This window comes from Ureibacillus thermophilus (assembly GCF_004331915.1).
In the GTDB taxonomy this organism is placed as follows: domain Bacteria; phylum Bacillota; class Bacilli; order Bacillales_A; family Planococcaceae; genus Ureibacillus; species Ureibacillus thermophilus.
This window is the reverse complement of sequence record NZ_CP036528.1, coordinates 451,090-475,387: the sequence shown is the minus strand read 5'-3', so window position 1 is coordinate 475,387 and position 24,298 is coordinate 451,090. Positions and strand designations below refer to the sequence as shown.

The window sequence follows — 24,298 nt, the reverse complement described above, 5'->3', positions numbered from 1 at the left end:
TTGATAGGGAAGGATACTATGGTTGATAGGATTAAAAATATGAAGATTAAGAACAAGCTAATTTTCATCTCATCTATTCTGTTAATTGTTCCTTTAATCATCGTAAGCTGCATTAATTATTATGAGACGAGAGACCATTTAAATGAACTTGGAAAGACAAATTTAAGCAACAGTGTAGAAATGACATTGGAAATGATGAATGGTTTAGCGCAGAGTGTAGATAAAGGGGAAATTTCTTTAGAAGAGGCGCAGGAAAGAGTAAAGGAAGCGATTTTAGGAAGCAAAAATTCAGATGGAACGCGCTCCATTAATGAAAATTTTGATTTAGGCGAACATGGATACATATTTATTGTGGATGAAAAGGGAACTTTAGTTGCTCATCCTTCTAAGGAAGGTTCCAATATATGGGATGATAAAGATTCCAAAGGCAATCAATACATACAGGAAATCATTAAGGCAGCTCAATCCGGTGGCGGATTTGTATATTACGATTATCCACTCATCGGGAATGAAAGCCAAATTGAAGAAAAAGTGGCATATTCAAAAATTGATGAAAATTGGGGCTGGGTTGTTGCTGCAAGTACATACATGATGGATTTTAATCAACCAGCAAATACAGTTTTATTTGTAAATATCATTACACTACTTGCTGCGGTGGTTATAGGCTTTATTATCATCTGGACATTTGCAAGCAGCATGTCCAAGCGAATTCAGAATGTCACTGAAAGAATGAAGTTGCTTGCCAATGCGGATCTAAGCCAAGAACCGTTAAAGATTCAAACGAAAGATGAGACAGGACAGCTTGCGAATGCAATGAATGAAATGCAAGCAAATTTAAAAAATATGCTTGAGAAAATTGCAGAAAATGCTGAAATTCTCTCCAGCAGCAGCGAAGAATTGACCCACTCTGCCAATGAAGTAAAACTTGGTACAAGACAAATTGTGACAACCATGGAAGAGATTGCGCAAGGGGCAGAAAAACAAGCGGACAATGCAAGCGAATTATCATCCATCGCTACAAATTTTGCAACAACTTCCCAAGAGGCAAGCAATCATGGAGGACGTGTCCAAAGAAGAGCGGAAAAAATATTAACATTAACGAATGAAGGAAGCCATTTAATGGAAACTTCCTCTAAACAAATGAAAATGATAGACCATATAGTGCGCGAATCAGTAAATAAAGTGAATGAACTGCATACACAAGTTCAAGAAATCTCTCAATTGGTATTTATCATCCGAGATATTGCTGAACAGACGAATTTATTATCTTTAAATGCGGCAATTGAGGCGGCAAGAGCTGGGGAGCATGGAAAAGGCTTTGCCGTAGTGGCGGAAGAAGTAAGAAAACTGGCTGAGCAGGTAGCTCTATCTGTAACAGATATTACGAAAATTGTAAGAAATATACAGAATGAATTTGGTATGGTTACAGCCGCTTTGACGGAAGGTTATAAAGAGGTGGAACAAGGTTCTAATCAAATTCAAACAACACACAAAACATTTATGACGATTCAAGATGCATTAAAAGAAATGGTAGACAGCATTATGGCTGTTGCAGATAATTTATCGAAAATTGCTGATGACAGTCAAGAGATGAGCAGTTCCATCCAAGAAATTGCGGCCATTTCAGAAGAAGCTGCTGCCGGAATTGAAGAAACAACAGCAGCAGCAGAAGAGACCAGCAGTTCAATGGAAGAAATTTCCGCTAGTGCTGAACAGTTGGCAAATCTTGCAGAAGAATTAAATCAGTTGGTTCAACAGTTTAAATTATAAATAAAAGGGCAGCCCACATAATGCTTGGGCTGCTTTTAATTTACTTATCATTCTCCATCAATTTTTGCTTCTGTTTTTCTTCTTTTTTACGTTCGCGGATGCTTCTAAAAAAATCGGTTAAGAGGGCGCCGCATTCATTTGCTAATACACCTTCTACAACTTCGCATTCATGATTGAAACGGGAGTCGTTTAATAGCCGGTATAACGAATCGACACAGCCTGCTTTAGGGTCCCGGGCTCCATAGACAACCCGAGGAATCCGTGATTGCAGTATGGCTCCGGCACACATTGGACAAGGCTCCAGCGTAACATACAAAGTAGTGTTTTCCAACCGCCAGCTTCCCAAAACTTTGCAGGCTTCTTGTATGACCATCAGTTCGGCATGAGTGACGGCGTTTTGTGTGGATTCTCTCAAATTGTGGGAGCGGGCAATGATTTCATTTTCATATACAATTACAGCCCCAATAGGAACTTCCCCCAAGGCTTCCGCTTTTTTTGCTTCCTGTATGGCTTCCCTCATAAACAATTCATCTTTTTCGAATAATTCCACATTCCTCTCTCCTTCGCTGTAAGTGTAACATGAATCCTCTTTTTTACTCCATAAAAAGACAAAACTCAAAAATTTATAAATCTGTTACATGGACTCCACATTCTTTCGATATAATGAAAGAAAAAGAGAAGGTGACCTAGTTGCGTATAGCCATTTATTGCGGTTCATCATCGGGAAAATCGCCAGTGTATGAGGAAGCGGCAGTTGAATTAGGAAAAGTGTTGGCTAAGAAAAAATATGGAGTTGTTTACGGCGGTTCTACACAAGGGCTAATGGGAAAAGTAGCGGACGCAGCTCTTTCAGAAGGCGGAGAAGTCATCGGTGTCATGCCGAAGCATTTAATGGATAAAGAAAAATTACATACCACATTAACAGAGTTATATATTGTTGATTCCATGCATACGAGAAAAAAGAAGATGTCAGACTTGGCCGATGCTTTTGTTGCTTTGCCGGGGGGATGCGGAACTTTGGATGAATATTTCGAAGCTTTTACGTGGGCGCAAATCGGGATCCATCAAAAACCTGTTATTTTATACAATGTGAATGGGTTTTATGATGCGTTGATTCAACATTTTGAAAAGATGATGGCAGAAGGTTTTTTAAGAGAACATCAACATCATTTATTTAAGACTGCAGCAACGTTGGAAGAATTGCTTGCTTTATTAGAACCATGAAGGGGAGAAAATAAAGAAGATTAGAAAGAGGAAAGCTGTCTAGGAAACATCATTTCTAGATGGCTTTTTTATCTAAGGAGTGACAAGGATTAAGTAGACCAGTGGGGCAGACATTGAAGGGACAAAGAATGTTTTGTTTTGGAACATTTCAGTATTTAGAAGTGCCTTCATCACTATATTTATTTGAATTGCTGGCCGGAATTTGCTGAACTGGAGGAAAATTTTGATGGAAACTGAAAAGTATATGGAAAAAGGAAAGGTTATTAGATAATATAAAATTATTGAAATATTTAGTGAATTCAAAGGGGATATGTTGAAATGTCAAAATTAGTTGAACGATTTTTAGCCGTACCAACTACAGCTATTTCTGATGCAACAGGAGGCCATACAAATTTAGATGCAAACATTAAGCCGTTAAGCGATCATTATAAGATTGCTGGACGAGCTGTAACCGTTCGTTTGCCTGATGGGGAAAATAAAGCGGTGCTTGAAGCCATCAACATTGCCCAAAAAGGGGATATTATTGTTATTGATGCAAAAGGAAATACAAACCGGGCTGTAGCAGGTGATTTTGTCGCTTCTCTTGCAAAGGGGCTTGGCATTCAAGGATTTGTTGTAAATGGAGTTATTCGAGATATTGCGGCAATGCGCGAATTGGATTTCCCGATTTTCGCATTAGGCACAACAGTAGCCAGTGGAAATAAACACGGCGGTGGAAAAGTCAATGTTCCGATTGCCATCGGCGGCGTCAGCGTCCAACCAGGAGACTTTATTGTCGGGGATGTGGACGGGGTCGTTGTCATTCCGCAAGGGGAAGAAGAAGAAATTTTGAAAAAAGCGGAAGAAAAATTGGCAAAGGATGAAGCGAGGGAAAAAGAAGCTTTAGCTAACGGAGAAAAATCCATCCGACAATATCTTGAAAAAGTTTTATCTAAATAATAAAAAGAGGCCGGGACATAAACAAAAATTATAATTGATATAACTAAAAATTGATTGGAGTGAAGGGGCGAGTTCCTGTCGCGCACGCTTAGTCGCAAAGCGGAGCAAGTTCAAGGAAGTAAATTCAAAGCTTTCCTGAGACGAGCCCTCTCGAGATCACGAGGAGCGAAGGAATGACTCAAAGGAAGCTCGAGCCGGGCCCGCGGAAAGGGTCCCCGGAACGGAATTTAATTTTTAATAACATATCAAAAAAACATCATTTTCCCCAAAGAGAAAATGATGTTTTTTTAGATTTGTTCCAGCCTCTATTGTTTGGATGGTTATAAAATGGGAGCCTAAAGGAAAGGCTCCTTTCTTTATAGAATGATTTATTTTGCTAATTCTGCAATATATTCATCTTTTTGTTTTTCATCAAATCGACGTTCCCATTTTGAGATTACAATGGCAGCAAGCGAGTTGCCGACTACGTTTACAGCAGTACGCGCCATATCTAGGATACGGTCGATACCAGCGATGAAGGCTAGCCCTTCCAATGGAATTCCGACAGAACCCAATGTCGCAAGCAATACAACGAAAGATACGCCTGGAACTCCTGCAATACCTTTGGAAGTCACCATTAATACGAGCACTAACGTTACTTGTTGTGCAATCGTCAGGTCAATGCCGTACAATTGGGCAATGAAAATCGCTGCAATGGATTGATATAATGTAGAACCGTCTAAGTTGAAGGAATAGCCTGTTGGAATTACAAAGGATGTAATATCCTTTGGACAACCAAAGCGTTCAATTTTTTGCATAATGCGCGGTAATACCGTTTCAGAGCTGGAAGTGGAATAAGCTAAAATAAGCTCGTCCTTCAACACTTTAATTACTTGGAATATATTGATGTTGACGATTTTTGCTGTAATGCCCAACACCACGATAACGAAGAATAGCATCGCACCATAAACGACAACTACTAATTTTCCAAGTGGAATCAATGATTCTAATCCAAACTTGGAAACGGTTACAGCCATTAAACCAAATACCCCGAATGGAGCGAATTTCATGACTAGATTTGTTACCCAGAACATGGCATCCGCAACACCTTGGGCGACTGCTAGAACTGGTTTTCCTCGATCTCCAATGGCTGCTACCCCTAAACCGAACAAGACAGAGAAGAATATGACAGAAAGCATATCATTTTGAGCCATGGAATCAATGATGTTAGTTGGAACGATGCCAACAATTGTATCAATAAATCCTCCATCATGTTCCACTTGTTCAGTCGTTTCCACATAAGATGAAATATCTGTTTGTTCCAACTCATTCATGTTGATGCCTACACCTGGTTTAAACACGTTTGCAATGAGTAAACCAATGACGATGGCAATTGTTGTAATAATTTCGAAATATATTAATGTTTTTCCGCCAAGGCGACCAAGTTGTTTCAAATCGCCTGTCCCTGCAACACCAACAATAAGTGTCGAAATAACGATTGGTACAACAATCATTTTAATTAAATTTAAAAAAATGGTACCAAGCGGTTTTAAATATGTTTCGACAGCTGGATTTCCATAAAAGATAGCCCCTACAACAATCCCCAATACTAATGCTATCAATATTTGAGACGCTAAACTGAACTTAAATTTTCTTTTCAAAGATTTCCCCCCCTGTTTAAGAAAAAAATACGAGTTTATAATAATCAGACACTTACAAAATCCGACAAAATCCGATAAAAAATTTTTTAATTTGATTTATTTGCAATATCTGTAAATAATACTTGAATAAATTTTTTTATGTTAATTTTTACTTTTCTTTCTTCATTATTCTTAATTTGATTCATTAATTTTCTAATTTCTGTAAAGTCGAAATAGCGGGGGGCATAATATTCAAATTCAGAATTGGTATAATCAATTAAACCTAAGTTGGCTAAATTAGTCATAGCTGCTAATATGGCTCTGCGAATGCGTTGTTCAATGGATTTGCTTTCCTTCATGACCTCATCAGGGGTAATTTTTGTCTGTTTAGCAACTCTTTCATATAACTCTTTTAATGGGGGGAGGAGCATATTTTTTTGTTTATCTATAATCAGCAGCTCAATCATTTTCGTGATATCTTCACTTCCCGCTTCTCCGACGATTCCCATATCATTAAGAATGCTTAAAACTTGGTCTCTGATTGATTTTTTTGGTTGTTGAGTACTTGGGGTTTCGAAGTTGGAAAGAGATTCACGTATGGCTGAAAGGGAGCTTTTTAACCGGTACTGCTCTTCCGTCTTTCTCAACACCATTTCCACTTCTACTTTATTAATAGGTTTATGAATAAAAAATTCAATACCTTTTTCGTAAGCTTGGGCAACCATATCTTTATTAATGATTTGAGAAATCATAATAAATTTTCCGTCATAATGGCTTTCACGGAGGCGAGCAATTGTTGCCAATCCATCCATTTTCGGCATTAATAAATCAATTAAAACAAAGTCTGGATGCATTACTAATATTTGTGTAAAGGCTTCTTCTCCATTCGCAGCTTCCCCAATAACAGTGCCAAGCTGACTATCTTCAATGATTTGAGTGAGCATGGCGCGGCTTGCCCGATCGTCATCCACTATAAAATATCTCATGCTATATCCCCTTTGACTAAATATTGAATTGGAATCTTAATCGAAAATATGGTTTTTTCATCGCTTTCTACATGAATAGTTCCGTTGAATTTTTCAACAATTGCTTGTACATGGGACAAACCGATTCCCGTTGAAGGCACTCCTTCTCCGTTGAATTTTGTTGTAAAGCCAGGGTCGAATATGATAGGAATTAAATTTTTTGGAATGCCGGCTCCCGTATCTTCCACTGTAATAGTTGCAAAGCTTTTTGAGACGTGAACGGCAATATGGATGGTTCCTTCCTTTTCAATAGCTTCCACCGCATTGGTCACTAAATTATTCATGAGCGCAAGCAATGGAATATGTTCATTTGTACGAAAATCTTGATTGCAAGAAACGGTGATATCAATTTTCTTATTTAACATTTCACTATATTTTTCATTAGTTTCTTTCACATATTGAAGCAAATCCGAAATGAAATAAGCATCTAACAGCTTTATATTTAATATTTTGGAAAGGCCGGCATAGATTCTTTGTTCATCTTTTTTGACTTCATGAATTTCTTGGGCAATGGAAAGGGCTTTTAGGCTGATCGCCGGGTCTATATTTTTTAATTGTTCATACAAACCATAGCTACTTGCTGTAATTTGTTCGATTTCATTCATTGATTTTTTTAAATATAGTGCTTCAACGTAGAGGGTTGAGATGAAATTTAGCAATTGCTGCATTTGCTTTTTTTGTTCTTCGACGGTGATTGAACTATAAATTCCGATGACAAAGAAACTCCGAATGAAGGCAACCAAAAGAAGCAAACCAATATCTTTTATTGTGACAGAAATGTTGGTAATATATACAGAAGTGACAAACTGCTCGATATAATTGCTGACAAATTCAATCATCATGATGAAACTGGCCAACAACAAAGGTTTTGATTTATACTTTTCTGTATTGATTATACGCAAACCGATAGCGAATAAAATATAAAATAAACCTGCTGGAAAATGGGAAAAAAAGGAATATGAAAAAGCGCTTTCAAAAAAGAGCCAATCTAACATTGTACGGAACAGCACGACAAGGATTCCGGTAATGAGGCCTGTATAGATTAGGGGCAAAGGGCGAATTAATATTCCCAATAAAAACATAATAGTCCCTAATCCGAATCGGAAAGGAGCTCCTTCGTAAGGAATGACTTTCACTTCACTGGCAATCGCTGTTACAATTGCTACGGCAAATATCAACAAAAACTTATGATTGTGGACGAATTTAGTCTTTTCCATTATATACTCCTTAAAAATCATGCTTACTGTTATTATTTTAATTTAAATTAAAAAGAAAATAAAAAACATTTATTGCAACAAAAAAACCACTACTGCAACAGTAGTGGTTGAATGATCTTATGTATGGTGGAGGAAGAGGGATTTGAACCCCCGCGCGGTTTGACCCGCCTGTCGGTTTTCAAGACCGATCCCTTCAGCCAGACTTGGGTATTCCTCCATTTCGACATCAGATATCTTATCATAGATTTCCTTATAAGTCAATGAAGAGTTTTGGAATAAGCAAATAGGATGATTAAGGGATTTTATATTACAAATAGAAGAACACCCAGAACAAAACATTGCAATCTTTCTTTGAAATAAGGTATACTAATTTATGCCGTGCTAGGTGGGGAGGTAGCGGTGCCCTGTAACTCGCAATCCGCTCTAGCGAGACTGAATTCCTTTTTGAGGCTGTGCCCATGTAGGGTTCGCCTCTTGCACGTAGCGTTGAAGGTTGGGTCCCGCGCAATGGGCAGCCATGAACCATGTCAGGTCCGGAAGGAAGCAGCATTAAGTGGTTTCACCCATGTGCCGTGGGGTAGCCTGACCCGAGCTGGCGGCAAGAGTAGCACCTATGTGGCTCAGTCGAGGAAAGGTGCACGGCATAAAGTAGGAATTGAATGCCGTGACGGCTTTTTATAATTAAAAAGGCTGCAGAAATCCACATTTTTGGATTTCTGCAGCCTTTTATTTTTAATCGATGGAAGAAAAGGGTAGAAATATGACAAGAGCGAACAATTTCTTAATAAACTTTTAAAAATTCCTTATTTTTTCTTAATCTTCGGAACAATAAGCTTCCAAAAACGTACTAATCAATAAATAGATAAAGGAGTTGGAAACGAGTGTATAGATTGAAATTGATTTTTATGCTGATGGCATTATTTATCTTCTTTCAAATAGATATAGATGCTGCTCGTGCTGCGCCCAAATTGGAAGTAAAAGCGGAAGTAGGGGTAAACAATACGATTAAATTATATCAACCTTTGCCTATAAAACTAACCATTACAAATAGCGGCAGCGATTTTTCAGGAGATTTAGTCATTGATGCAAAAGTGACTTATTCAGTAGGTTCTGCACAAGTGTATCCGCTAGATCTTGCTGAAGGTGAAACGAAAACATTAACGATGTATTTAGATGGTATTTCAGATGATTATTTTAACCTTTCACAAAATGAACCTCTCTTCGTCTTTTACGAAGGGGGGATTGAAAAAGGGAAAAAAATTGATTATTCAGGAGATAAAAATCCTCGCTTCCGCTATTTTTACGATGGAGATGCTTCCTTCATTTTTACCTATACGGAAAATAGCGACCGTTTAGCGGCTTTATTGCGTTTGAATCAATATGTTCAAAACAAAGTTGAAATCTTTCATTTAAATCAACTTTCAGGCTATGACTTTCCTTCCGATTACAAAGGATTAGCTATGGCGGATTTGTTCGTTGTGGATGAAATGAATATAGGAGATTTACCAGAAGAAAAACAGCAAGCCTTATTGGAATGGGTTGAAAAAGGGGGAATTCTCCTTGTTGGAGCCCATGAGCAAATCGATCGTTCCATGGGCATTTTGAGCGACTATCTGCCTTTGCAATTGTCGAGCGAAAAAGTTGTCGTTACAAAGGAAGCGTTAGGTGAATTATCAAAAGGCGGCATCTTTACGGATAATATTGAAGTGTTTCAGGCAACGGAACGGAAAGGGAGCAAGAAAATACTTGCAGATCGGGATACCATCCTTGCATCTTTTATTGATTTAGGGAAAGGGAGAATCATTCAAACCACTTTTTCTTTAGGAGATCAGCCACTGTCGGTGATGGATGGTTACGGGAAACTATTAAGCGAAATTTTAAATGTGCAAACAAGTTTCGCTAATTTGAGTAGAGCGAATTATTTAGATTCTATTGCTTATGAACTTAAAAATTTAAACGAATTATTCCCTTCCTTTCAAGTGAATACCGTATTGGTCATTGTCACAATCATTCTTTATATGTTCATTGTGGGACCGATTTTATATCTGATTTTGAAAAAGCTAGATAAACGGGAGCACGCTTGGTGGGTGATTCCAGTGCTTTCCATTGGTCTTACATTATTGATGTTTGTGTTTGGCGCAAAGGATCGCATCTTGCAGCCGCAAATCCACCAATCCGCATTTTATAAGGTGGATGGGAAGGATTTAACCGGCTATTATGCCGAATCCATTTTAACGAACCGGAGCGGAGATTTTGTGTTGACAATGGATGAAAATACTACATCGTATGCAGTGATTGGCTATGGTGTGGAGAGTGCTGGAAGTTTGCATGAGAAAGCTTATACAGAAAACCACGGTAACGGTTCTACTATTCATTTGCGCAATTTAAATTACTGGGCTGTAAAATCAGTCATTGGCGAATCCAACATACCAAATGCCGGAAATTTTGAAATTGATTTAACGGTGAAAGATTCAGTAATAGAAGGAACGGTAAAGAATAATTTTCCATTTATCATCAAAGATGCAACCATTTGGTCAGGTTCAAGAAAAATAGAAATTGGAGATCTGAAGCCAAATGAAACGGTGGAAGTGTCAAAAGAAATAAAAAGTTCGATTTTAATAAAACCAGTGCCTTATAGAGGTTATTGGGATGAACCAAAAGAGGTGGAACAGTTAATTCCGAAACGAATCGAACAATTGCAATATCAATCATTAAATTTAGTGGATGAAAATCAACCAGTGTTGGTTGGATGGACAGAAGAAGCCCTTGTTGGCATTCAATTGGAAAACAGCGCAGAATTGAGTCCAATTGCCGTTATCGTTCAGCCATTCCAGCCAAAATTGGAAATTCAAGGGGAGTTTACGATTAATGACAGCATGATGGAAACTTACGTATATCCAATGAATGGCGGGTATGCGGATATTATGGATGAACAAACGAAAGAATGGAACATTAGCCCGGGTGAGCATGAATATCGAATCGACGTTCCGAAAGAAATCTTCAATGAGAATTTCCAATTAACAGAAATGAAAATAAAAAATCATGAGAAAAATAGAGTCACGATGTCCATCTGGAACTTTAAGACAAATCAATATGAAGCGATTCCAGTGGAAGGACTGACAATGGATGAAAAAATCGAACAATACTTTTCCGATGAACACGAAATTAGGATGCTGCTTCAAGTTAGTGCAAATGGCGATGAGTTGCCGATGCATTTGTCGTCTATTGAATTGAAGGGGGTGGCGAAGAATGATTGAAATTAAAAATCTCACAAAAATGTTTGGCCATTTTAAAGCCCTTGATGAGTTGAATATGACCGTTGAAGAAGGTGTTGTGTTTGGGTTTGTCGGTGCCAATGGTGCTGGGAAAACGACGGCCTTTTCCATTCTTGCCACCCTTCTTTCTCCAACATCAGGGGATGCGTTTATTTATGGAAAAAGTGTTGTGAAAGAACCGCAGGAAGTAAGAAAGTTAATTGGCTATATGCCAGACTTTTTCGGCGTGTATGACCAGTTAAAAACCGATGAGTATCTAGATTTTTACGGCGCTTGCTACGGGCTTTCAGAAAAGGAAAGGAAAGTACTTATTCCACAGCTGTTGGAACTCGTCAATTTATCAGATAAGCGCTACGAATATGTAGATTTATTGTCTCGAGGCATGAAGCAACGGTTATGTTTGGCGCGTTCGCTCATCCATGACCCAAAAGTGTTGATTCTGGATGAGCCGGCTTCTGGTTTGGATCCTCGGGCAAGGGTCGAAATGCGGGAAATCATCAGGCAGCTGAAACAAATGGGCAAAACCATTTTAATTTCATCTCATATTTTGCCGGAGTTAGCGGAGATGTGTGATGAAATAGGCGTGATTGATAAAGGCCGGTTAATTGCCCAAGGCAGTGTTGAAACAATTCAATCCCAATTGCAGGGAGATAAGCAAATTACCGTGAAAGTATTGAATGAAATAGAAAAGACCGTGAAGTTCTTAGAAGAAGATCCGTTTGTTTCATCCATTGAAGTGTCGGAAGGAAAAGAGGAAATCACCTTTGTTTATAAAGGTTCAGCAGAAGACCAGATGAAATTGTTGCATAAAGCCATCTTAGCAGGTCTTTCCATTTATGCATTCATGGAAGAACAAAAGGATTTGGAAGATGTGTATATGGCCATTACGAAGGGAGCGGATTCAAAATGAAAGGATTCATTTTTAATCCCGTATTGATGAAAGAATTAAAATTGCGTTTCCGCGCCTTTAAAAGCTTTTCCGGCTTGATGTTTTACTTGGCGGTGCTCATCATCTTTGTTTCCGGCTTCTTGCTTGTATTTACTAATTTTTCGGTTTCCGGCTTTTTTAAACCAAGTCAAAGTTTCCTAATGTTTGCGGTGCTTTCCGTTTTGCAAATGGCGCTTGTCATGTTTATTACGCCGGGGCTTACTGCCGGGTCCATCAGCACAGAGCGGGAAAAGCAAACACTGAATATTTTGCTGACGACGACCCAAACCTCTTCCCAAATTATTATCGGGAAATTATTGTCATCGGTTGCGTTTCTCATTTTAATGCTCATGGCGGGGCTGCCGCTGTATAGTATGGTGTTTTTATTTGGCGGCGTATCCCCATGGCAGTTTATGACGATGTTTTTCTTTTATTTCGTGACATTGATTGCTATTGGCAGCATTGGAATCATGTTTTCGACCCTGACGAAAAGAACGATTGTTTCCATGATTGCCACTTATGGGTCCATGATCTTTTTGGGTGGTATTACCTTGTTCTTCTTTTTCATTGGCTTTTATTTAGATGAAATAATGACAGTACAGCAAAATACTCAAAATTTAAATTCTTTTTCACCATTCACTTATTTTTGGGCATGCATTAATCCGGGTGTTTTGATTTTTACGTTGCTTTATCCAGAATTAAGGAATACATTGCAATTAGCAGTTGGCATTGAATTTCCAAATTGGATTGTCTATTTAATCTTCTATGTGCTGATAACCGTTGTTTGTTTAACCATTGCGATCCGTAAATTGCGGGCAAATATGAAAACGAATCGTTAAGGAGTGGGAAAGATGGATCGTCAAAAGGAATTATTCACATTTGTAAAGCGGGCAAAACGAAGCTTAAACGTGGAGAAAATGCTGCCTCTATTGCAATATGGAATTTTTCTTTCAATCTTATTTAGCTTGGCGATCCTAATGCTTTCCCGCTTTTTTGTTTTTCCTTATTATGATGAAACGGCTTTTGTAGTAGCCTGTGCAACGATTATGTCAACTTTTGTTTATATGTGGAAGAAGCGCATTCGCATGAAAGAGGCGTTGCGGAAGCTGGATGTTTATTATCCATTTAACGAGCTGGTTACCGCTTTATCCTTTCAACAACATGAACATCCATTGATAGAATCCATCATGAATAAAGCGGTAAAAGAATCAAATGAGGCTTATGTGCGCTTTAGGAACCGTCCGAAACAATATTGGCGGCCAAAAGCATTACTAGGCATTTTATTTGCTTCCATCCTTTTGATAGCTTTATGGATTTTCCCTTCTGAAACCCAGCAAGAGGCGCAAGGGGTGGAAAAGGAGCGGACTGCGATTCAGGAAATGAAAAAGGAAGTCGCTAAGTTGGAGAAAAAATCCAAATCTGAAGATGTGAAAAAGAAAATGAGGGAACTTCAAGAAAAGTTGAAAGAGGCGGAAACGGCTGAAGAAGCGCTTCGTGAAGTAGTGAAAAAACAAAAAGAATTAACCTTGTTAGAACAAAAATTGAAGGAAAAGCAGCTGGCTGAAAAGGGAGAAGGGGAAGGGCTCTCAGATGAGGAATTGCAGAAGTTAAAAGAGCTCGGGGAGTTGCAAAATGCCCTAGCCCAAAACGCCTTAAGCACACAATCGTATTTAAGCAAACTAGGAAAGCCAATTAGTTTTGATTTGCAAAATACGATTAGCCAAATGAATGAATCAAAAAGTTCCCAATCCCAAAATGCCTCCGCATCTCCAAAAGGAACGGGGAACAATCAAGGGAATCAACAGCAAGATAATGGGAAGACAGCCCAAGGCAATGCGGGTTCCGGGAGTAATCAAGGCCAAGGAAGTAGCGGAAAAGGAAATCAACAAAGCCAAAGAAGCGGCGGCTCAGGAAATGGAAGCAATCAAGGCGTCGGCTCTGGTGCTGTGCGTCAAGGAGGCTTCTCTTCAAGTGGTGCTGGATTAGGAGCGGGAGGGCGTACACTTCTTTCCGTTCCTTCCGAAAGATTAGGGGGAAGCAGTGATCCAACTGTTGATGGAGGTACATTAGGAGAAGGAGATCCGGCAGACGAACAAAAAGGTTCGGTTCCAGCAACGAAAGGAACTGTTCGGCCATACGAAGAAGTCATCGGGGTATACGAAGAACGCTATTTGCAAAGCGCAAAACGTCTACAATTGCCAACGGATTTACAAAATGTTGTGGAGTCGTACTTTTCATCGATTCAGTCTGAGGAGTAGGGGGAATTCGTTTGTTTAGTGAACAGCAATATACGGAAATGTCGGAACAATTGCAGCGGGTGAGGGAAGAAATCGGCAAACTAATTGTTGGTCAGGAGGAGGCGGTTGAATATACATTGTTTTCTATATTAGCTGATGGGCATGCATTATTGGAAGGTTTGCCTGGCATGGGGAAGACGATGCTGATTCGGACCATTTCACAGGTTTTAGACTTATCCTTCTCCCGCATTCAATTTACGCCTGATTTAATGCCTGCAGATATTACAGGAACCAATATCATTCAGCGGACGGATAAAGGCAATCATCAATTTGAGTTTCAGCCAGGGCCGATTTTCAGCCAAATGGTGTTGGCTGATGAAATCAACCGGGCAACGCCGAAAACGCAAAGCGCCTTATTGGAAGCGATGGGGGAAAAGACGGTGACGGTTTTGGGAGATACGAAACCTATGGCAAAACCGTTTTTCGTATTGGCGACACAAAACCCCATTGAAATGGAAGGAACTTATCCTTTGCCAGAGGCGCAAATGGATCGTTTTTTATGCAAAATTTTAGTGCCGTATCCAAGCAAAGAAGAGTTGATCGAAATTGTTAGACGTACAACCGGTTCACAAGATGTACAGCTGGAAAAAGTGATGGAAGCTGAGAGTATTATTTTAGCGCAGCAAATGGTCAAGGAAGTGCTGGTAGCCGATGAAATGTTGGAATATGCCGCCGATTTAGTGGTTGCGACGCATCCGAAAGAAGACAATGCCCTTTCCATTGTGAAGCAATATGTTATGTACGGAAGCGGGCCTAGGGGATTCCAAAGCATTATTAAACTGGCAAAAGCGCGGGCAGTTTATCACGGAAGATTCCATGTTGCCATTGCGGATATAAAATCTGTCGCCAAACCGGCATTGCGCCATCGAATTCTTTTGAACTATGAAGGGGAAGCAGCAGGAAAAACTACAGACGACCTAATCGATGAAATTTTACATCATCTTCCTCAAGGAGCATCTTCATGAATCCTTTTATTTTGCCGGATGAGTTGATTTCTAAAATCGGGCGCTTATCGGTGGCTACATCTTCTAAATTAAGGGGGCATCATAAAGGCTCCCACCGCTCTTTCCGCTTTGGCTCTTCCCTTGATTTTTCCGATTATCGGGAATATGCCCAAGGGGATGATGTGCGGCAAGTGGACTGGAATGTCTATGCTAGAACGGAGAAGTATTATATTAAGCGTTTTTTAGATGAACAGGAAATGAGAGTCCATATTTTGCTTGATTCTTCCCGCTCGATGGGGGAGGAGAAAAAGTGGCTGTTTGCAAGGCAGATTGCTTGTGCTTTAGGTTTTATGGTTTTAAACAGAGACGACCGGCTTTCCTTTTCTACAATAGAAAAAGATTCGTTTTTTAGAAGGAAAGGGGCCGCTTATCGAAAAGTTTTCTTGCAAAAGGTGACGGAATTAGAAGAGACGTCTTATAAAGGGAGCTTTGCCAAAAACGCTTTAATGGCGATGCCAAAAGATTGCACTGTTCTTTTTGTCGTGACAGACGGTTTAGAACCTTTGGAAGAATGGGAGCAATTTTTCTGCAAGCTTCCGCGGTTTTCAGGGGATGTCCGCTGCATTCAAATTGCGACGAAAGAAGAAATAAATCCAACTTATATGGGAGATGTCCGGCTCATTGATGTAGAAACAGATGAACAACTCAATGTTTCCATATCCAATAAAGTGCTGGAGGAGTATAAAAGGGAACGGGAGGAGCATGAAAAGGCCTTCCGTGCGATTTGCCAACGTTTTGGCATTAAAACCCTTCAACTTGTCGCGGAAGATGGAATACAGCAGGCCATTTTTCATCAGCTATTAACGAATCGGTGGGTACAGTGAGGTGATGCATTTTGGGATTTAGTCAATGGATGTTTCTATGGACCATCGTTTTTCCTATTATTGTTCTACTTTATTATTTCTTCCGAAAGAAATATAAAGAACAAGAAGTTGCTTCTACTCTTTTTTGGGAACAAGTGATGCAGGAAACGAATGTGTCACCTTACTTAAAACATTTGCAAAGAAATGCTTTATTTTATTTACAAATGCTGGCGCTGCTTCTTTTTGTTCTTGCATTAATGAATCCATATATTAAAACAGAGGAAATCACTAGTGAGCAAGTCATATGGATTGTGGATACGTCTGCCACCATGCTTGCGGGAAAAGAACAATCAACGTTTGAAAAACACAGGGAAGAGATGCGTTCTTTAGTTAAGACAATCGGTGATAGGCCTTTAACAATCATCACAACGGGAAGTGAACCAAAGGCCATTGTTCGGCAAGAAACGAATGTTCAGCAAATCGAAAAGGCGATTGAAGGACTAACGGTCACTTATGAAGACGAACAGCTGACGAAAGCGTTGGAAATGGCCAATGCCTTTGTCGGGGATACACCAACAACGATTTATTTATTTACCGATGCTCTTTCCCGTTCGGATTTGCCCATTGAAAACGACCATGTGAAATGGATTGTAAAGGGAGCAGAGCAAGGTTTAGAAAATGTATCCATCACAAGGCTTGCTGCAACCAATGCGAAGGATGGAACAATCTCTTTATTGCAAATAAAAAATGAAACGAAAGAAAATCAAACGGTAAGGCTTTCATTTTTTGATGAAGAAGGCAAGGAGCTGCTGAAAAAAACGATAACGTTGCAGGCGGAAGAAGAATGGACCAACACCTTTGAAGGACTTCCAAAAAGTGATGTGCTTATAGCTGCGATCAAAGCAAAGGATGATTACGAAGCGGATAATTCGCTCATGTCCTTTGTTGGAAATGATCCATATGAAATTGCAGTAGGTCAAAATATGCATAAGTTAGTGCAAGTGGGCTTTCAATCGTTAGGGCTGGATGTAAAAAGCGTTCCAGATGAACAATTGAAATCTTTAAAAGAAACCATTGTGGTGACCAATCAAACAGAACTTTTGGAGCGGAATGAACCCATTTTATTAATCGGTCGGGATGATGAGGTGGAAATGGAGGTCAACGGGAAGGTCGAAGTGTCGCAAGATGAGTTGTTCGCCTTCAGTTCATTGGAAGATGTGTATGTCAGTGCTGTGTATCCGCCTTTTGAAAACTTTGAAACGATTGCGAAAGTAGATGAGCATCCGTTCATTCAGCGGTCTCCAAAAGGCGATATTGTGATTTTAACAGACATTGAGTTTACAGATTGGCCTCTGAATCCATCCTTTCCATTATTTTTATGGAGCGTTCAAAATGAGATGATGGAAGGGAAAAGTTCATTAGGCATCTTCACGCCAAATGAGCAGCGGGCCGTTTCGCTCGTTCCAGGAGACTGGTCGATTTATACGGCAGATGGAAAATACGTATCTTCCTTTGCAAAGTCACAGGAGTTTCGGGCGCCGACAACACCGGGGTACTATATTGCCCGCTCTGAACATGAAGAGAAGCCATTGATTGTTCAACTGCCACAGAAGGAACGAACAATTCAAGAGGGGACGAGTTTTGAGCTGGGAAATGCCGTGAGCGGTCAGGTTGAAGTAAGGAATGAATCTTTGGCGAAATGGATTGCGCTTATGATTTTAATCTTGCTTGTTATAGAGTGGGAGGTGCAAAGAAGATATGGGTTTGCGAATGGATGATCCAATATTTCTGCTTTTGCTCATACCACTCTTAGGGTATTTGATTTGGACGTGGTTGCGCCATCGTTCCATGCTCAAAAAAGGGCATAAAATCGTGTTCATTATTCGAATTATGGCAGTAACGCTGCTCGTTTTTGCCATCGCCTCCCCTTACCTTTTGTTGCCTGTTAAAGAAGAGCAAGTACTATTTCTGATTGACCGTTCCGCTTCTACGGCCGGAACGGAAAAGGAAGTGTTGAATTTCATAGAAGAAAGTTTGAAAGCTAAGAAATCAACCCATTCGGTAGGAGTTTATTCCTTTGCTTCTAACTTTCAAACGGAAGCGATTTTATCGAATACATTGGAGCATGCGCCGACTTTAAGTGAAATGAGAGAAGTCGACGCAACGAACATCGAGCAGGCTTTACAATTGGCATCAGGCATTGTTGACAAAGATAAAGTTTCCCGTATTGTCCTTCTATCGGATGGGGTAGAGACAAGTGGGGAAGCGTTGGAAAGTGCTACGAGAATGGCCGGTTCAAAAATATCGGTGGATGTTGTTCCAATCAAAAGAGATGTAGTTCACGATGTGGCTATTCGCAGTTTTACAACGCCGCAAGTAGCGTATCAAGGGGAAGAACAGCAATTAGTGGTGGAAATGGAATCACCGATTGATACAGATGGAGAGTTATGGCTGTATGAAAATGATCAGCTTATTTTCCGGGAAAAGATTCAATTGGATGAAGGAAGAAATGTATTTGCTTATCCCCATAAAGGAAGCAAAGAAGGTTTAGTGAAATATGAAGCGTTTATTCAAACCGATAATGATGCCATTTTAGAAAACAATAAATTGACGAGTGTAACAAATGTTCAAAGCACCCCAAGGCTCTTGATTGTGAGCCAGGAAGGAAATTCACCCATTGCCAAAATGTTAAATCCTTCTTCTATTCCTTTTGATGAAGTAGCTGCGGAAGAATTGCCAAGTTCTTTGTCTTACATTTTGAAATATAACGCCATCATTTTTGACAATGTACCCGGCCATCTTGTCGGGGAAGGGAGAATGAGCGTCATCGAGCAGGCGGTGAAAAATTTTGGCGTTGGCTTTATGATGGTTGGCGGTGAAGATAGCTTTGGATTGGGCGGTTATTTTAAAACGCCGATTGAACGGCTGCTTCCAGTGGAAATGGAAGTGCAGGGGAAACATCAGTTGCCATCTTTAGGGCTTATCCTTGTTATTGACCGTTCCGGAAGTATGTCGGGGGCGAAAATAGAATTAGCGAAGGAAGCGGCGGTGCGTTCCGTCGAATTGCTCCGGGAGGGAGACACTTTTGGGCTGATTGCATTTGACACTGAGCCTTGGGAGCTTGTTGAAACAAGCCCTATTCAAAATAAAGATGAGGTAATGAATACGATCTTATCCATACCGCCGGGCGGGGGTACCAGCATTTATCCTTCACTAGCATTGGCGTATCAAAATTTATCTCCTTTAAACTTACAGCGGAAACATATTATTTTATTAACCGATGGACAGTCAGCTACTTCTGGAGATTATGAAAGTTTAATGGAAAGCGGAAAAGAAAAGTTCATCACCTTATCAACGGTTGCCATTGGAATGGATGCAGATAGGAGATTGCTAGAACATTTAAGTGAGCTTGCCGGCGGAAGATATTACGATGTTTCGGATGAAACGACCATTCCATCGATTTTATCCCGGGAGACGGCGATGATTTCACGGACCTATATTGAAAACCATCCTTTTTATCCAACAGTCTACCGAGCGGAAGGATGGAATCATTTATTTGAAGAGGGCGTTCCGAAAATGAATGCCTATATCGGTACAACGGCAAAAGCAGCGGCTCGTGTTATTGCAGAAAGTGAAAAGGAAGACCCGGTACTTGCAGAATGGCAATATGGGTTGGGGCGGACCATTGCCTTTACTTCTGATTCAACAGGGGCTTGGTCAGGAGATTGGGCTCGTTGGAATCATTGGCTTGATTTTTGGTATACAGCAATTTCCAGATTATTACCGAATTATAATGATATAGCTTACGACATTCGCATGGATGGGGACGGCTCTTTCATTATTACCGACCCAACAAATCAGGCTGCTTTCATGGATGTAGCCGTTGTAGATGAGCAAGGAAATGAGCTGGAAGTCCAATTAGAAACCCTTTCAGCCAGCAAAGTGCGGGCAGTAGTTGATGCAAAACCTGGCTTAGTGTTTTTTAGAATTTCAAAAGGTGAAGATGTGTATCAAGCGGGATTCACCATTCCGTATAGCGAAGAATATGACTTGCAGCCGGCAAACGAAGAATTGCTTAAGGAAATTGCTGAAAGAACAGGCGGAAAAGTGATTGAGGAGCCGCAAGAAGTGTTTCGGGCTTTTAAAGAACAAGGAGCAACCCGCCAAAACATCTCAAGTTTATTATTGTTAATCAGCTTATTAATTTTCTTTATTGATATAACCATCCGAAGATTTGGCTGGACTTTCCTCATGAATGTAGGAAAGCCGAAAAAAATTGCGGTGGACCATGAAATAATAGAAGAAGAAACGAATGTAGCCCAAATTTTAAAAGGAATGAAGAAAAAGTAGAGGATGGCGGCCCTTGCGCCATCTTTTTTTCATCACCGTTTGTTATCGCTTCATTATAAAGAAATGATATAATGTAGCTACAACAATGTCGAAGGTAAAAGGAGAGGAAATCGTTGACGTATCAAGCATTTTATCGTGTATATAGACCGCAGAGTTTCCGTGAAATGTCTGGTCAAACTCACGTGAAAAGAACGCTGCAAAATGCTCTCCTAGCAAATAAAACAACCCATGCGTATTTGTTTTCCGGTCCTCGAGGCACAGGGAAAACGAGTACGGCCAAAATTTTTGCTAAAGCATTAAATTGTGAAAAAGCGCCAACTAATGAACCTTGCAATGAATGTCCTACTTGTCGAAGCATTACGGAAGGTTCGCACCCGGATGTCATTGAATTCGACGCCGCCTCCAATTCCCGCGTTGAAGAAATCCGCGACATTATTGAGAAAGTTAGATTTGCTCCTGCAAGCGCCCGATATAAAGTGTATATTATCGATGAAGTGCACATGCTTTCCACAAGCGCTTTTAATGCATTGTTAAAAACATTGGAAGAACCGCCAGCCCATGCAGTATTTATTTTAGCAACCACTGAGCCGCATAAATTGCCAGCAACCATCATTTCCCGCTGTCAACGATTTGATTTTAAACGCCTTTCATCAAGCGATATTGTGGAACGGATGAAAGTCGTATTAGAGGATATCCAATTACCTTACGAGGAACAGGCGTTAAAAGTAATTGCGCAAGCGGCAAGCGGCGGTATGCGGGATGCTTTAAGTTTATTGGACCAAGTTGTTTCATTCAGCGGGGAAAAATTGACCCTTGAAAATGCATTGCTCGTAAGCGGTTCGATCAGCCAAGATGTTTTTTATGATTTAGCAGCGGCCATTCAAGAAAAGAACATTGCACACATCCTGTCTTTATTGGATGAATTAATTGCAGAAGGGAAAGATCCTCTCCGCTTGTCGGAAGATTTGATTACCTTTTTCCGGGATTTATTATTGCTTCAAACGAGCGAAGATTTAGAGGAATTGCTTGAGCTTGTTACGCCGGAAGAAAAATTTGTGGAGTTGTCCCGCGGGGTTTCCGCCGATACATTGTACGGTTACATTGACATCCTTTCAAAAACCCAACAAGATATGAGATATTCCCACCATACGAAGGTATACTTGGAAACTGCTTTATTAAAAATGGCTCAACTATCAAATGTTGGCGCCGTCAATGTAACCCAAGCAGACCCTGCTTTGAACGATAAAGTTGCCCAATTGGAGAAAATAGTCTTTCAATTGAAAGAACAAATGGAAAACGGACAGGCAATTTCCGCTGTCAACCAGCCTGCCAGAGAAGAGAATCGCCAAAGAATAAAAATCACGAATGGATTTAAAGCACCAGAGGGCAGAATAAAAGAGGTATTAAAAGCAGCTACGAAAAAGGATATTATTCAAGTGAAAAATGCTTGGCTGCCGGCTTTGAATCAGCTTCAAAAATCCCAATCCGCCCTTTTTGCGGAAGCTGAACCGGTTGCAGCATCTTCTAGTGCATTTGTGATAAAATTCAAGTATGATATACATTGTCAAATGGTTGCTGATAACAGAGATCTTACTACTGCATTATCACAAATGCTTTTCCAACAAACAGGAAATATGTATGAAATTTTATGTATTCCTGAAAGCCAGTGGACTGTTTTAAGGGAAAACTTTATTCGCGAGAACGGTTTAAACCTTAAAAAAGCCCAAAATACTGAGAACAGGGTTCAGGAAAGTGTTCCAGAAGCACCATATATTGACGATGTGAAAGAAATGGAATCAGAAGATCCAATTGTAAAAGAAGCGGAAAAAATGTTTGGAAAAGATTTTGTTGAGGTAGTGGATGATTGAGGAGTTTCAGCATAATTTTAAATGAATGTGATTGAAGGAGGACGTTTTTATGCGTGGAATGGGTAATATGCAAAGCATGATGAAAAAAGTGCAAAAAATGCAAAAAGAAATGCTTCAGGCACAGGAAGAATTAAATGCAAAACAATTTGAAGGAACTGCTGGCGGCGGTATGGTGAAAGTGACAGTAAGCGGTGAACGTAAAGTGCTTGATGTAAGCATCGATCCTTCTGTAGTGGATCCAGAAGATGTAGATATGCTTCAAGATTTAATTATTGTTGCAACTAATGAGGCATTGAAGAAAGTGGAAGAAGAAACAGCTGCAACAATGGGCAAATTCACTCAAGGTTTCAACCTTCCGTTCTAGGAGGCAATTTTGAATGTATTATCCTGAACCAATATCAAAGCTCATTGATAGCTTTATGAAATTGCCAGGCATCGGTCCGAAAACTGCGGCTCGACTGGCATTTTTCGTTTTAACTATGAAGGAAGATGATGTTTTATCCTTCGCCAAATCGTTGGTCGATGCAAAAAGAGATTTAACGTATTGCTCGGTTTGTGGACATATAACAGATGTGGACCCTTGCCACATTTGTTCCGACCAAACTCGTGATGTTTCAACGATTTGCGTTGTACAAGATCCGAAAGACGTGATTGCCATGGAAAAAATGAAAGATTACCATGGGTTGTACCACGTTTTGCATGGAGCCATCTCACCTATGGACGGAGTAGGACCTGAAGACATTAACGTAGCTTCTTTAATCAACCGTTTAAAAGACGAAAGAGTAAAAGAACTGATATTAGCAACGAACCCGACAATTGAAGGAGAAGCAACGGCAATGTATATTTCACGTCTTGTAAAACCATCAGGAATCCGAACAACACGGATTGCTCACGGATTGCCGGTGGGAGGCGATTTAGAATATGCCGATGAAGTAACATTATCTAAAGCTTTGGAAGGGCGGCGTGAAATATAAGGTGGGGTTATTTAGTCGTAAAGGAAAGTTGAAAAAAGAATTTGACGAACAGTTAATTCGTTTAATAAAAGAAACAAAAGATGATTGGAATTATGCAAAGCAGCTTGAAGAACTGACAGAAGACTATAATTTGGATGTCATTGCACAAAGCAGGATTGCAGAAAGTCTTCATTTTTATCTATTTAAAGAAGCGCGGATCCGGAAAATTATCATACGTTGAAAATTGAGCAATTGAGTTCTTCCGCAATAATTGTTTGCAGAAAACAATACTAAGAGTAGCCGTAATAGCATATGTTTCCAATGTACTTAAATTCGGAAGGGGATTTGATGGGTACATATTTTGGTTTAGGTGCTATATGCGTGCTACTCATGATTTTGCTAATCATCATGAAGAAAATCGGCTACGGAGTCATCATTGAAAAAATTGCGATTTTTTGGTTTCGTCTAGCATGTTCCTTTGCGTTTTTATACATTGCCCATATTACATTAGACGGATTTAACATCATCATTCCAGTTAACTTTTTTTCAGCCATCACGATCACAGTGTTAGGCTTTCCAGGTGTACTATGCATTGCCGTACTAACTTTATTTCAATAATTTAAAAAAACAGTTGCATCTTTCCAACTAAGTTGATATAATAAAGTTCCCTTTGCGATGAGGATATCTCAAAAAAGGATAAAAAATTATGTTGACACATCATCGGAGATTAGATATAATATAAAAGCTCCCAAAAAGAGCAAAAAAACACTTGAATTAATAAAAAAATGTGATATAATCAATAAATGTCATTAAGAAATATCTAATTGAACCTTGAAAACTGAACACCAAAACGTTAATGTTTAAAATTCTAATTCGTTAACCCTCGTTGACGGATTGGAGACGGACAAATTTTGAGCTTAATCAAATTTTCTTTTATGGAGAGTTTGATCCTGGCTCAGGACGAACGCTGGCGGCGTGCCTAATACATGCAAGTCGAGCGGACCAATTAAGAAGCTTGCTTTTTGA

General features: G+C 39.7%; 20 protein-coding genes, 1 tRNA gene and 1 other RNA gene. 17 read left to right on the top strand and 5 right to left on the bottom strand.

All coding sequences use genetic code 11. The features are described from left to right. Positions 1 to 39: 39 nt before the first annotated feature. Positions 40 to 1,770: a methyl-accepting chemotaxis protein gene (locus tag DKZ56_RS02255; protein WP_245989581.1), complete on the top strand. Its 1,731-nt coding sequence runs from the start codon at positions 40 to 42 to the stop codon at positions 1,768 to 1,770. 40 nt (positions 1,771 to 1,810) lie between these two features. On the opposite strand, the gene tadA is transcribed toward DKZ56_RS02255, so the two are convergent. Next, complete coding sequence (gene tadA, locus DKZ56_RS02250; RefSeq protein WP_208651091.1) at positions 1,811 to 2,320, bottom strand: tRNA adenosine(34) deaminase TadA; 510 nt, start codon at positions 2,318 to 2,320, stop codon at positions 1,811 to 1,813. Between the two features lie 140 nt (positions 2,321 to 2,460). On the opposite strand from tadA, the gene DKZ56_RS02245 reads away from it, so the two are divergent. Continuing rightward, positions 2,461 to 2,994, top strand: coding sequence for an LOG family protein (locus tag DKZ56_RS02245; RefSeq protein WP_222837133.1), 534 nt, complete (start codon positions 2,461 to 2,463; stop codon positions 2,992 to 2,994). 318 nt (positions 2,995 to 3,312) lie between these two features. Further along, the gene (locus DKZ56_RS02240) at positions 3,313 to 3,933 is read left to right on the top strand and encodes an RraA family protein (protein ID WP_208651090.1); all 621 of its coding nucleotides are present in this window, start codon (positions 3,313 to 3,315) and stop codon (positions 3,931 to 3,933) included. 368 nt (positions 3,934 to 4,301) lie between these two features. Here the strand turns inward: DKZ56_RS02240 and gltP are convergent, their stop codons facing one another. The 4 genes from gltP to DKZ56_RS02220 all read right to left on the bottom strand — a co-directional run bounded on the left by gltP (position 4,302) and on the right by DKZ56_RS02220 (position 8,011). Beyond that, positions 4,302 to 5,573 (bottom strand): glutamate/aspartate:proton symporter GltP, encoded by a 1,272-nt coding sequence (gene gltP, locus DKZ56_RS02235; protein WP_208651088.1) that lies wholly within the window; start codon positions 5,571 to 5,573, stop codon positions 4,302 to 4,304. 86 nt (positions 5,574 to 5,659) lie between these two features. Further along, positions 5,660 to 6,538, bottom strand: coding sequence for a response regulator (locus DKZ56_RS02230; protein ID WP_208651087.1), 879 nt, complete (start codon positions 6,536 to 6,538; stop codon positions 5,660 to 5,662). Continuing rightward, positions 6,535 to 7,794 carry a sensor histidine kinase gene (locus DKZ56_RS02225; protein WP_208651085.1) on the bottom strand — a complete coding sequence of 420 codons (1,260 nt, stop codon included), beginning with the start codon at positions 7,792 to 7,794 and terminating at the stop codon, positions 6,535 to 6,537. Before DKZ56_RS02225 ends, DKZ56_RS02230 begins: the two co-directional genes overlap by 4 nt. A 124-nt stretch (positions 7,795 to 7,918) precedes the next feature. Next, a tRNA-Ser gene (locus DKZ56_RS02220) sits at positions 7,919 to 8,011 on the bottom strand. Between the two features lie 159 nt (positions 8,012 to 8,170). Here DKZ56_RS02220 and ffs point away from each other — a divergent pair. The 14 genes from ffs (at position 8,171) to DKZ56_RS02150 (ending at position 23,890) form a co-directional block, all read left to right on the top strand. Then, positions 8,171 to 8,436, top strand: an RNA gene (gene ffs, locus DKZ56_RS02215) — signal recognition particle sRNA large type. 239 nt (positions 8,437 to 8,675) lie between these two features. Continuing rightward, a complete protein-coding gene (locus tag DKZ56_RS02210) occupies positions 8,676 to 11,051 on the top strand; it encodes a DUF8725 domain-containing protein (protein WP_208651083.1) in 2,376 nt (791 codons plus the stop codon). Continuing rightward, positions 11,044 to 11,979 (top strand): ABC transporter ATP-binding protein, encoded by a 936-nt coding sequence (locus tag DKZ56_RS02205; protein ID WP_208651081.1) that lies wholly within the window; start codon positions 11,044 to 11,046, stop codon positions 11,977 to 11,979. The genes DKZ56_RS02210 and DKZ56_RS02205 overlap by 8 nt, the downstream gene beginning before the upstream one ends. Then, the gene (locus DKZ56_RS02200) at positions 11,976 to 12,836 is read left to right on the top strand and encodes an ABC transporter permease (protein ID WP_208651080.1); all 861 of its coding nucleotides are present in this window, start codon (positions 11,976 to 11,978) and stop codon (positions 12,834 to 12,836) included. Before DKZ56_RS02205 ends, DKZ56_RS02200 begins: the two co-directional genes overlap by 4 nt. Before the next feature lie 12 nt (positions 12,837 to 12,848). Beyond that, positions 12,849 to 14,255 (top strand): DUF8809 domain-containing protein, encoded by a 1,407-nt coding sequence (locus DKZ56_RS02195; protein ID WP_208651078.1) that lies wholly within the window; start codon positions 12,849 to 12,851, stop codon positions 14,253 to 14,255. Between the two features lie 38 nt (positions 14,256 to 14,293). Continuing rightward, positions 14,294 to 15,259 (top strand): AAA family ATPase, encoded by a 966-nt coding sequence (locus DKZ56_RS02190; RefSeq protein ID WP_208652134.1) that lies wholly within the window; start codon positions 14,294 to 14,296, stop codon positions 15,257 to 15,259. Beyond that, positions 15,256 to 16,122 carry a DUF58 domain-containing protein gene (locus DKZ56_RS02185; protein ID WP_208651076.1) on the top strand — a complete coding sequence of 289 codons (867 nt, stop codon included), beginning with the start codon at positions 15,256 to 15,258 and terminating at the stop codon, positions 16,120 to 16,122. The genes DKZ56_RS02190 and DKZ56_RS02185 overlap by 4 nt, the downstream gene beginning before the upstream one ends. A gap of 11 nt (positions 16,123 to 16,133) precedes the next feature. Continuing rightward, a complete protein-coding gene (locus DKZ56_RS02180; RefSeq protein WP_208651074.1) occupies positions 16,134 to 17,879 on the top strand; it encodes a vWA domain-containing protein in 1,746 nt (581 codons plus the stop codon). After that, a complete protein-coding gene (locus DKZ56_RS02175) occupies positions 17,860 to 20,451 on the top strand; it encodes a VWA domain-containing protein (RefSeq protein WP_208651072.1) in 2,592 nt (863 codons plus the stop codon). The genes DKZ56_RS02180 and DKZ56_RS02175 overlap by 20 nt, the downstream gene beginning before the upstream one ends. 113 nt (positions 20,452 to 20,564) lie before the next feature. Beyond that, a complete protein-coding gene (gene dnaX, locus DKZ56_RS02170) occupies positions 20,565 to 22,319 on the top strand; it encodes a DNA polymerase III subunit gamma/tau (RefSeq protein ID WP_208651070.1) in 1,755 nt (584 codons plus the stop codon). Between the two features lie 49 nt (positions 22,320 to 22,368). Further along, positions 22,369 to 22,683: a YbaB/EbfC family nucleoid-associated protein gene (locus DKZ56_RS02165; RefSeq protein ID WP_208651068.1), complete on the top strand. Its 315-nt coding sequence runs from the start codon at positions 22,369 to 22,371 to the stop codon at positions 22,681 to 22,683. A 13-nt stretch (positions 22,684 to 22,696) separates the two neighbouring features. Continuing rightward, the gene (gene recR, locus DKZ56_RS02160) at positions 22,697 to 23,293 is read left to right on the top strand and encodes a recombination mediator RecR (RefSeq protein WP_208651067.1); all 597 of its coding nucleotides are present in this window, start codon (positions 22,697 to 22,699) and stop codon (positions 23,291 to 23,293) included. After that, on the top strand, positions 23,283 to 23,513 hold the full coding sequence (locus tag DKZ56_RS02155; protein WP_208651066.1) for a YaaL family protein: 231 nt from the start codon (positions 23,283 to 23,285) through the stop codon (positions 23,511 to 23,513). Before recR ends, DKZ56_RS02155 begins: the two co-directional genes overlap by 11 nt. 107 nt (positions 23,514 to 23,620) lie before the next feature. After that, positions 23,621 to 23,890: a pro-sigmaK processing inhibitor BofA family protein gene (locus tag DKZ56_RS02150; RefSeq protein ID WP_208651065.1), complete on the top strand. Its 270-nt coding sequence runs from the start codon at positions 23,621 to 23,623 to the stop codon at positions 23,888 to 23,890. Positions 23,891 to 24,298 lie beyond the last annotated feature (408 nt).

Excerpts from the sequence above, each read along its gene's own strand:
- DKZ56_RS02255 (WP_245989581.1), top strand. The coding sequence starts at position 40 with ATGAAGATTAAGAACAAGCTAATTTTCATCTCATCTATTCTGTTAATT.
- DKZ56_RS02240 (WP_208651090.1), top strand. The coding sequence starts at position 3,313 with ATGTCAAAATTAGTTGAACGATTTTTAGCCGTACCAACTACAGCTATT.
- DKZ56_RS02230 (WP_208651087.1), bottom strand. The coding sequence starts at position 6,538 with ATGAGATATTTTATAGTGGATGACGATCGGGCAAGCCGCGCCATGCTC.
- DKZ56_RS02225 (WP_208651085.1), bottom strand. The coding sequence starts at position 7,794 with ATGGAAAAGACTAAATTCGTCCACAATCATAAGTTTTTGTTGATATTT.
- DKZ56_RS02205 (WP_208651081.1), top strand. The coding sequence starts at position 11,044 with ATGATTGAAATTAAAAATCTCACAAAAATGTTTGGCCATTTTAAAGCC.
- DKZ56_RS02200 (WP_208651080.1), top strand. The coding sequence starts at position 11,976 with ATGAAAGGATTCATTTTTAATCCCGTATTGATGAAAGAATTAAAATTG.
- DKZ56_RS02195 (WP_208651078.1), top strand. The coding sequence starts at position 12,849 with ATGGATCGTCAAAAGGAATTATTCACATTTGTAAAGCGGGCAAAACGA.
- DKZ56_RS02190 (WP_208652134.1), top strand. The coding sequence starts at position 14,294 with ATGTCGGAACAATTGCAGCGGGTGAGGGAAGAAATCGGCAAACTAATT.
- DKZ56_RS02185 (WP_208651076.1), top strand. The coding sequence starts at position 15,256 with ATGAATCCTTTTATTTTGCCGGATGAGTTGATTTCTAAAATCGGGCGC.
- DKZ56_RS02175 (WP_208651072.1), top strand. The coding sequence starts at position 17,860 with ATGGGTTTGCGAATGGATGATCCAATATTTCTGCTTTTGCTCATACCA.
- DKZ56_RS02165 (WP_208651068.1), top strand. The coding sequence starts at position 22,369 with ATGCGTGGAATGGGTAATATGCAAAGCATGATGAAAAAAGTGCAAAAA.
- recR (WP_208651067.1), top strand. The coding sequence starts at position 22,697 with ATGTATTATCCTGAACCAATATCAAAGCTCATTGATAGCTTTATGAAA.
- DKZ56_RS02150 (WP_208651065.1), top strand. The coding sequence starts at position 23,621 with ATGGGTACATATTTTGGTTTAGGTGCTATATGCGTGCTACTCATGATT.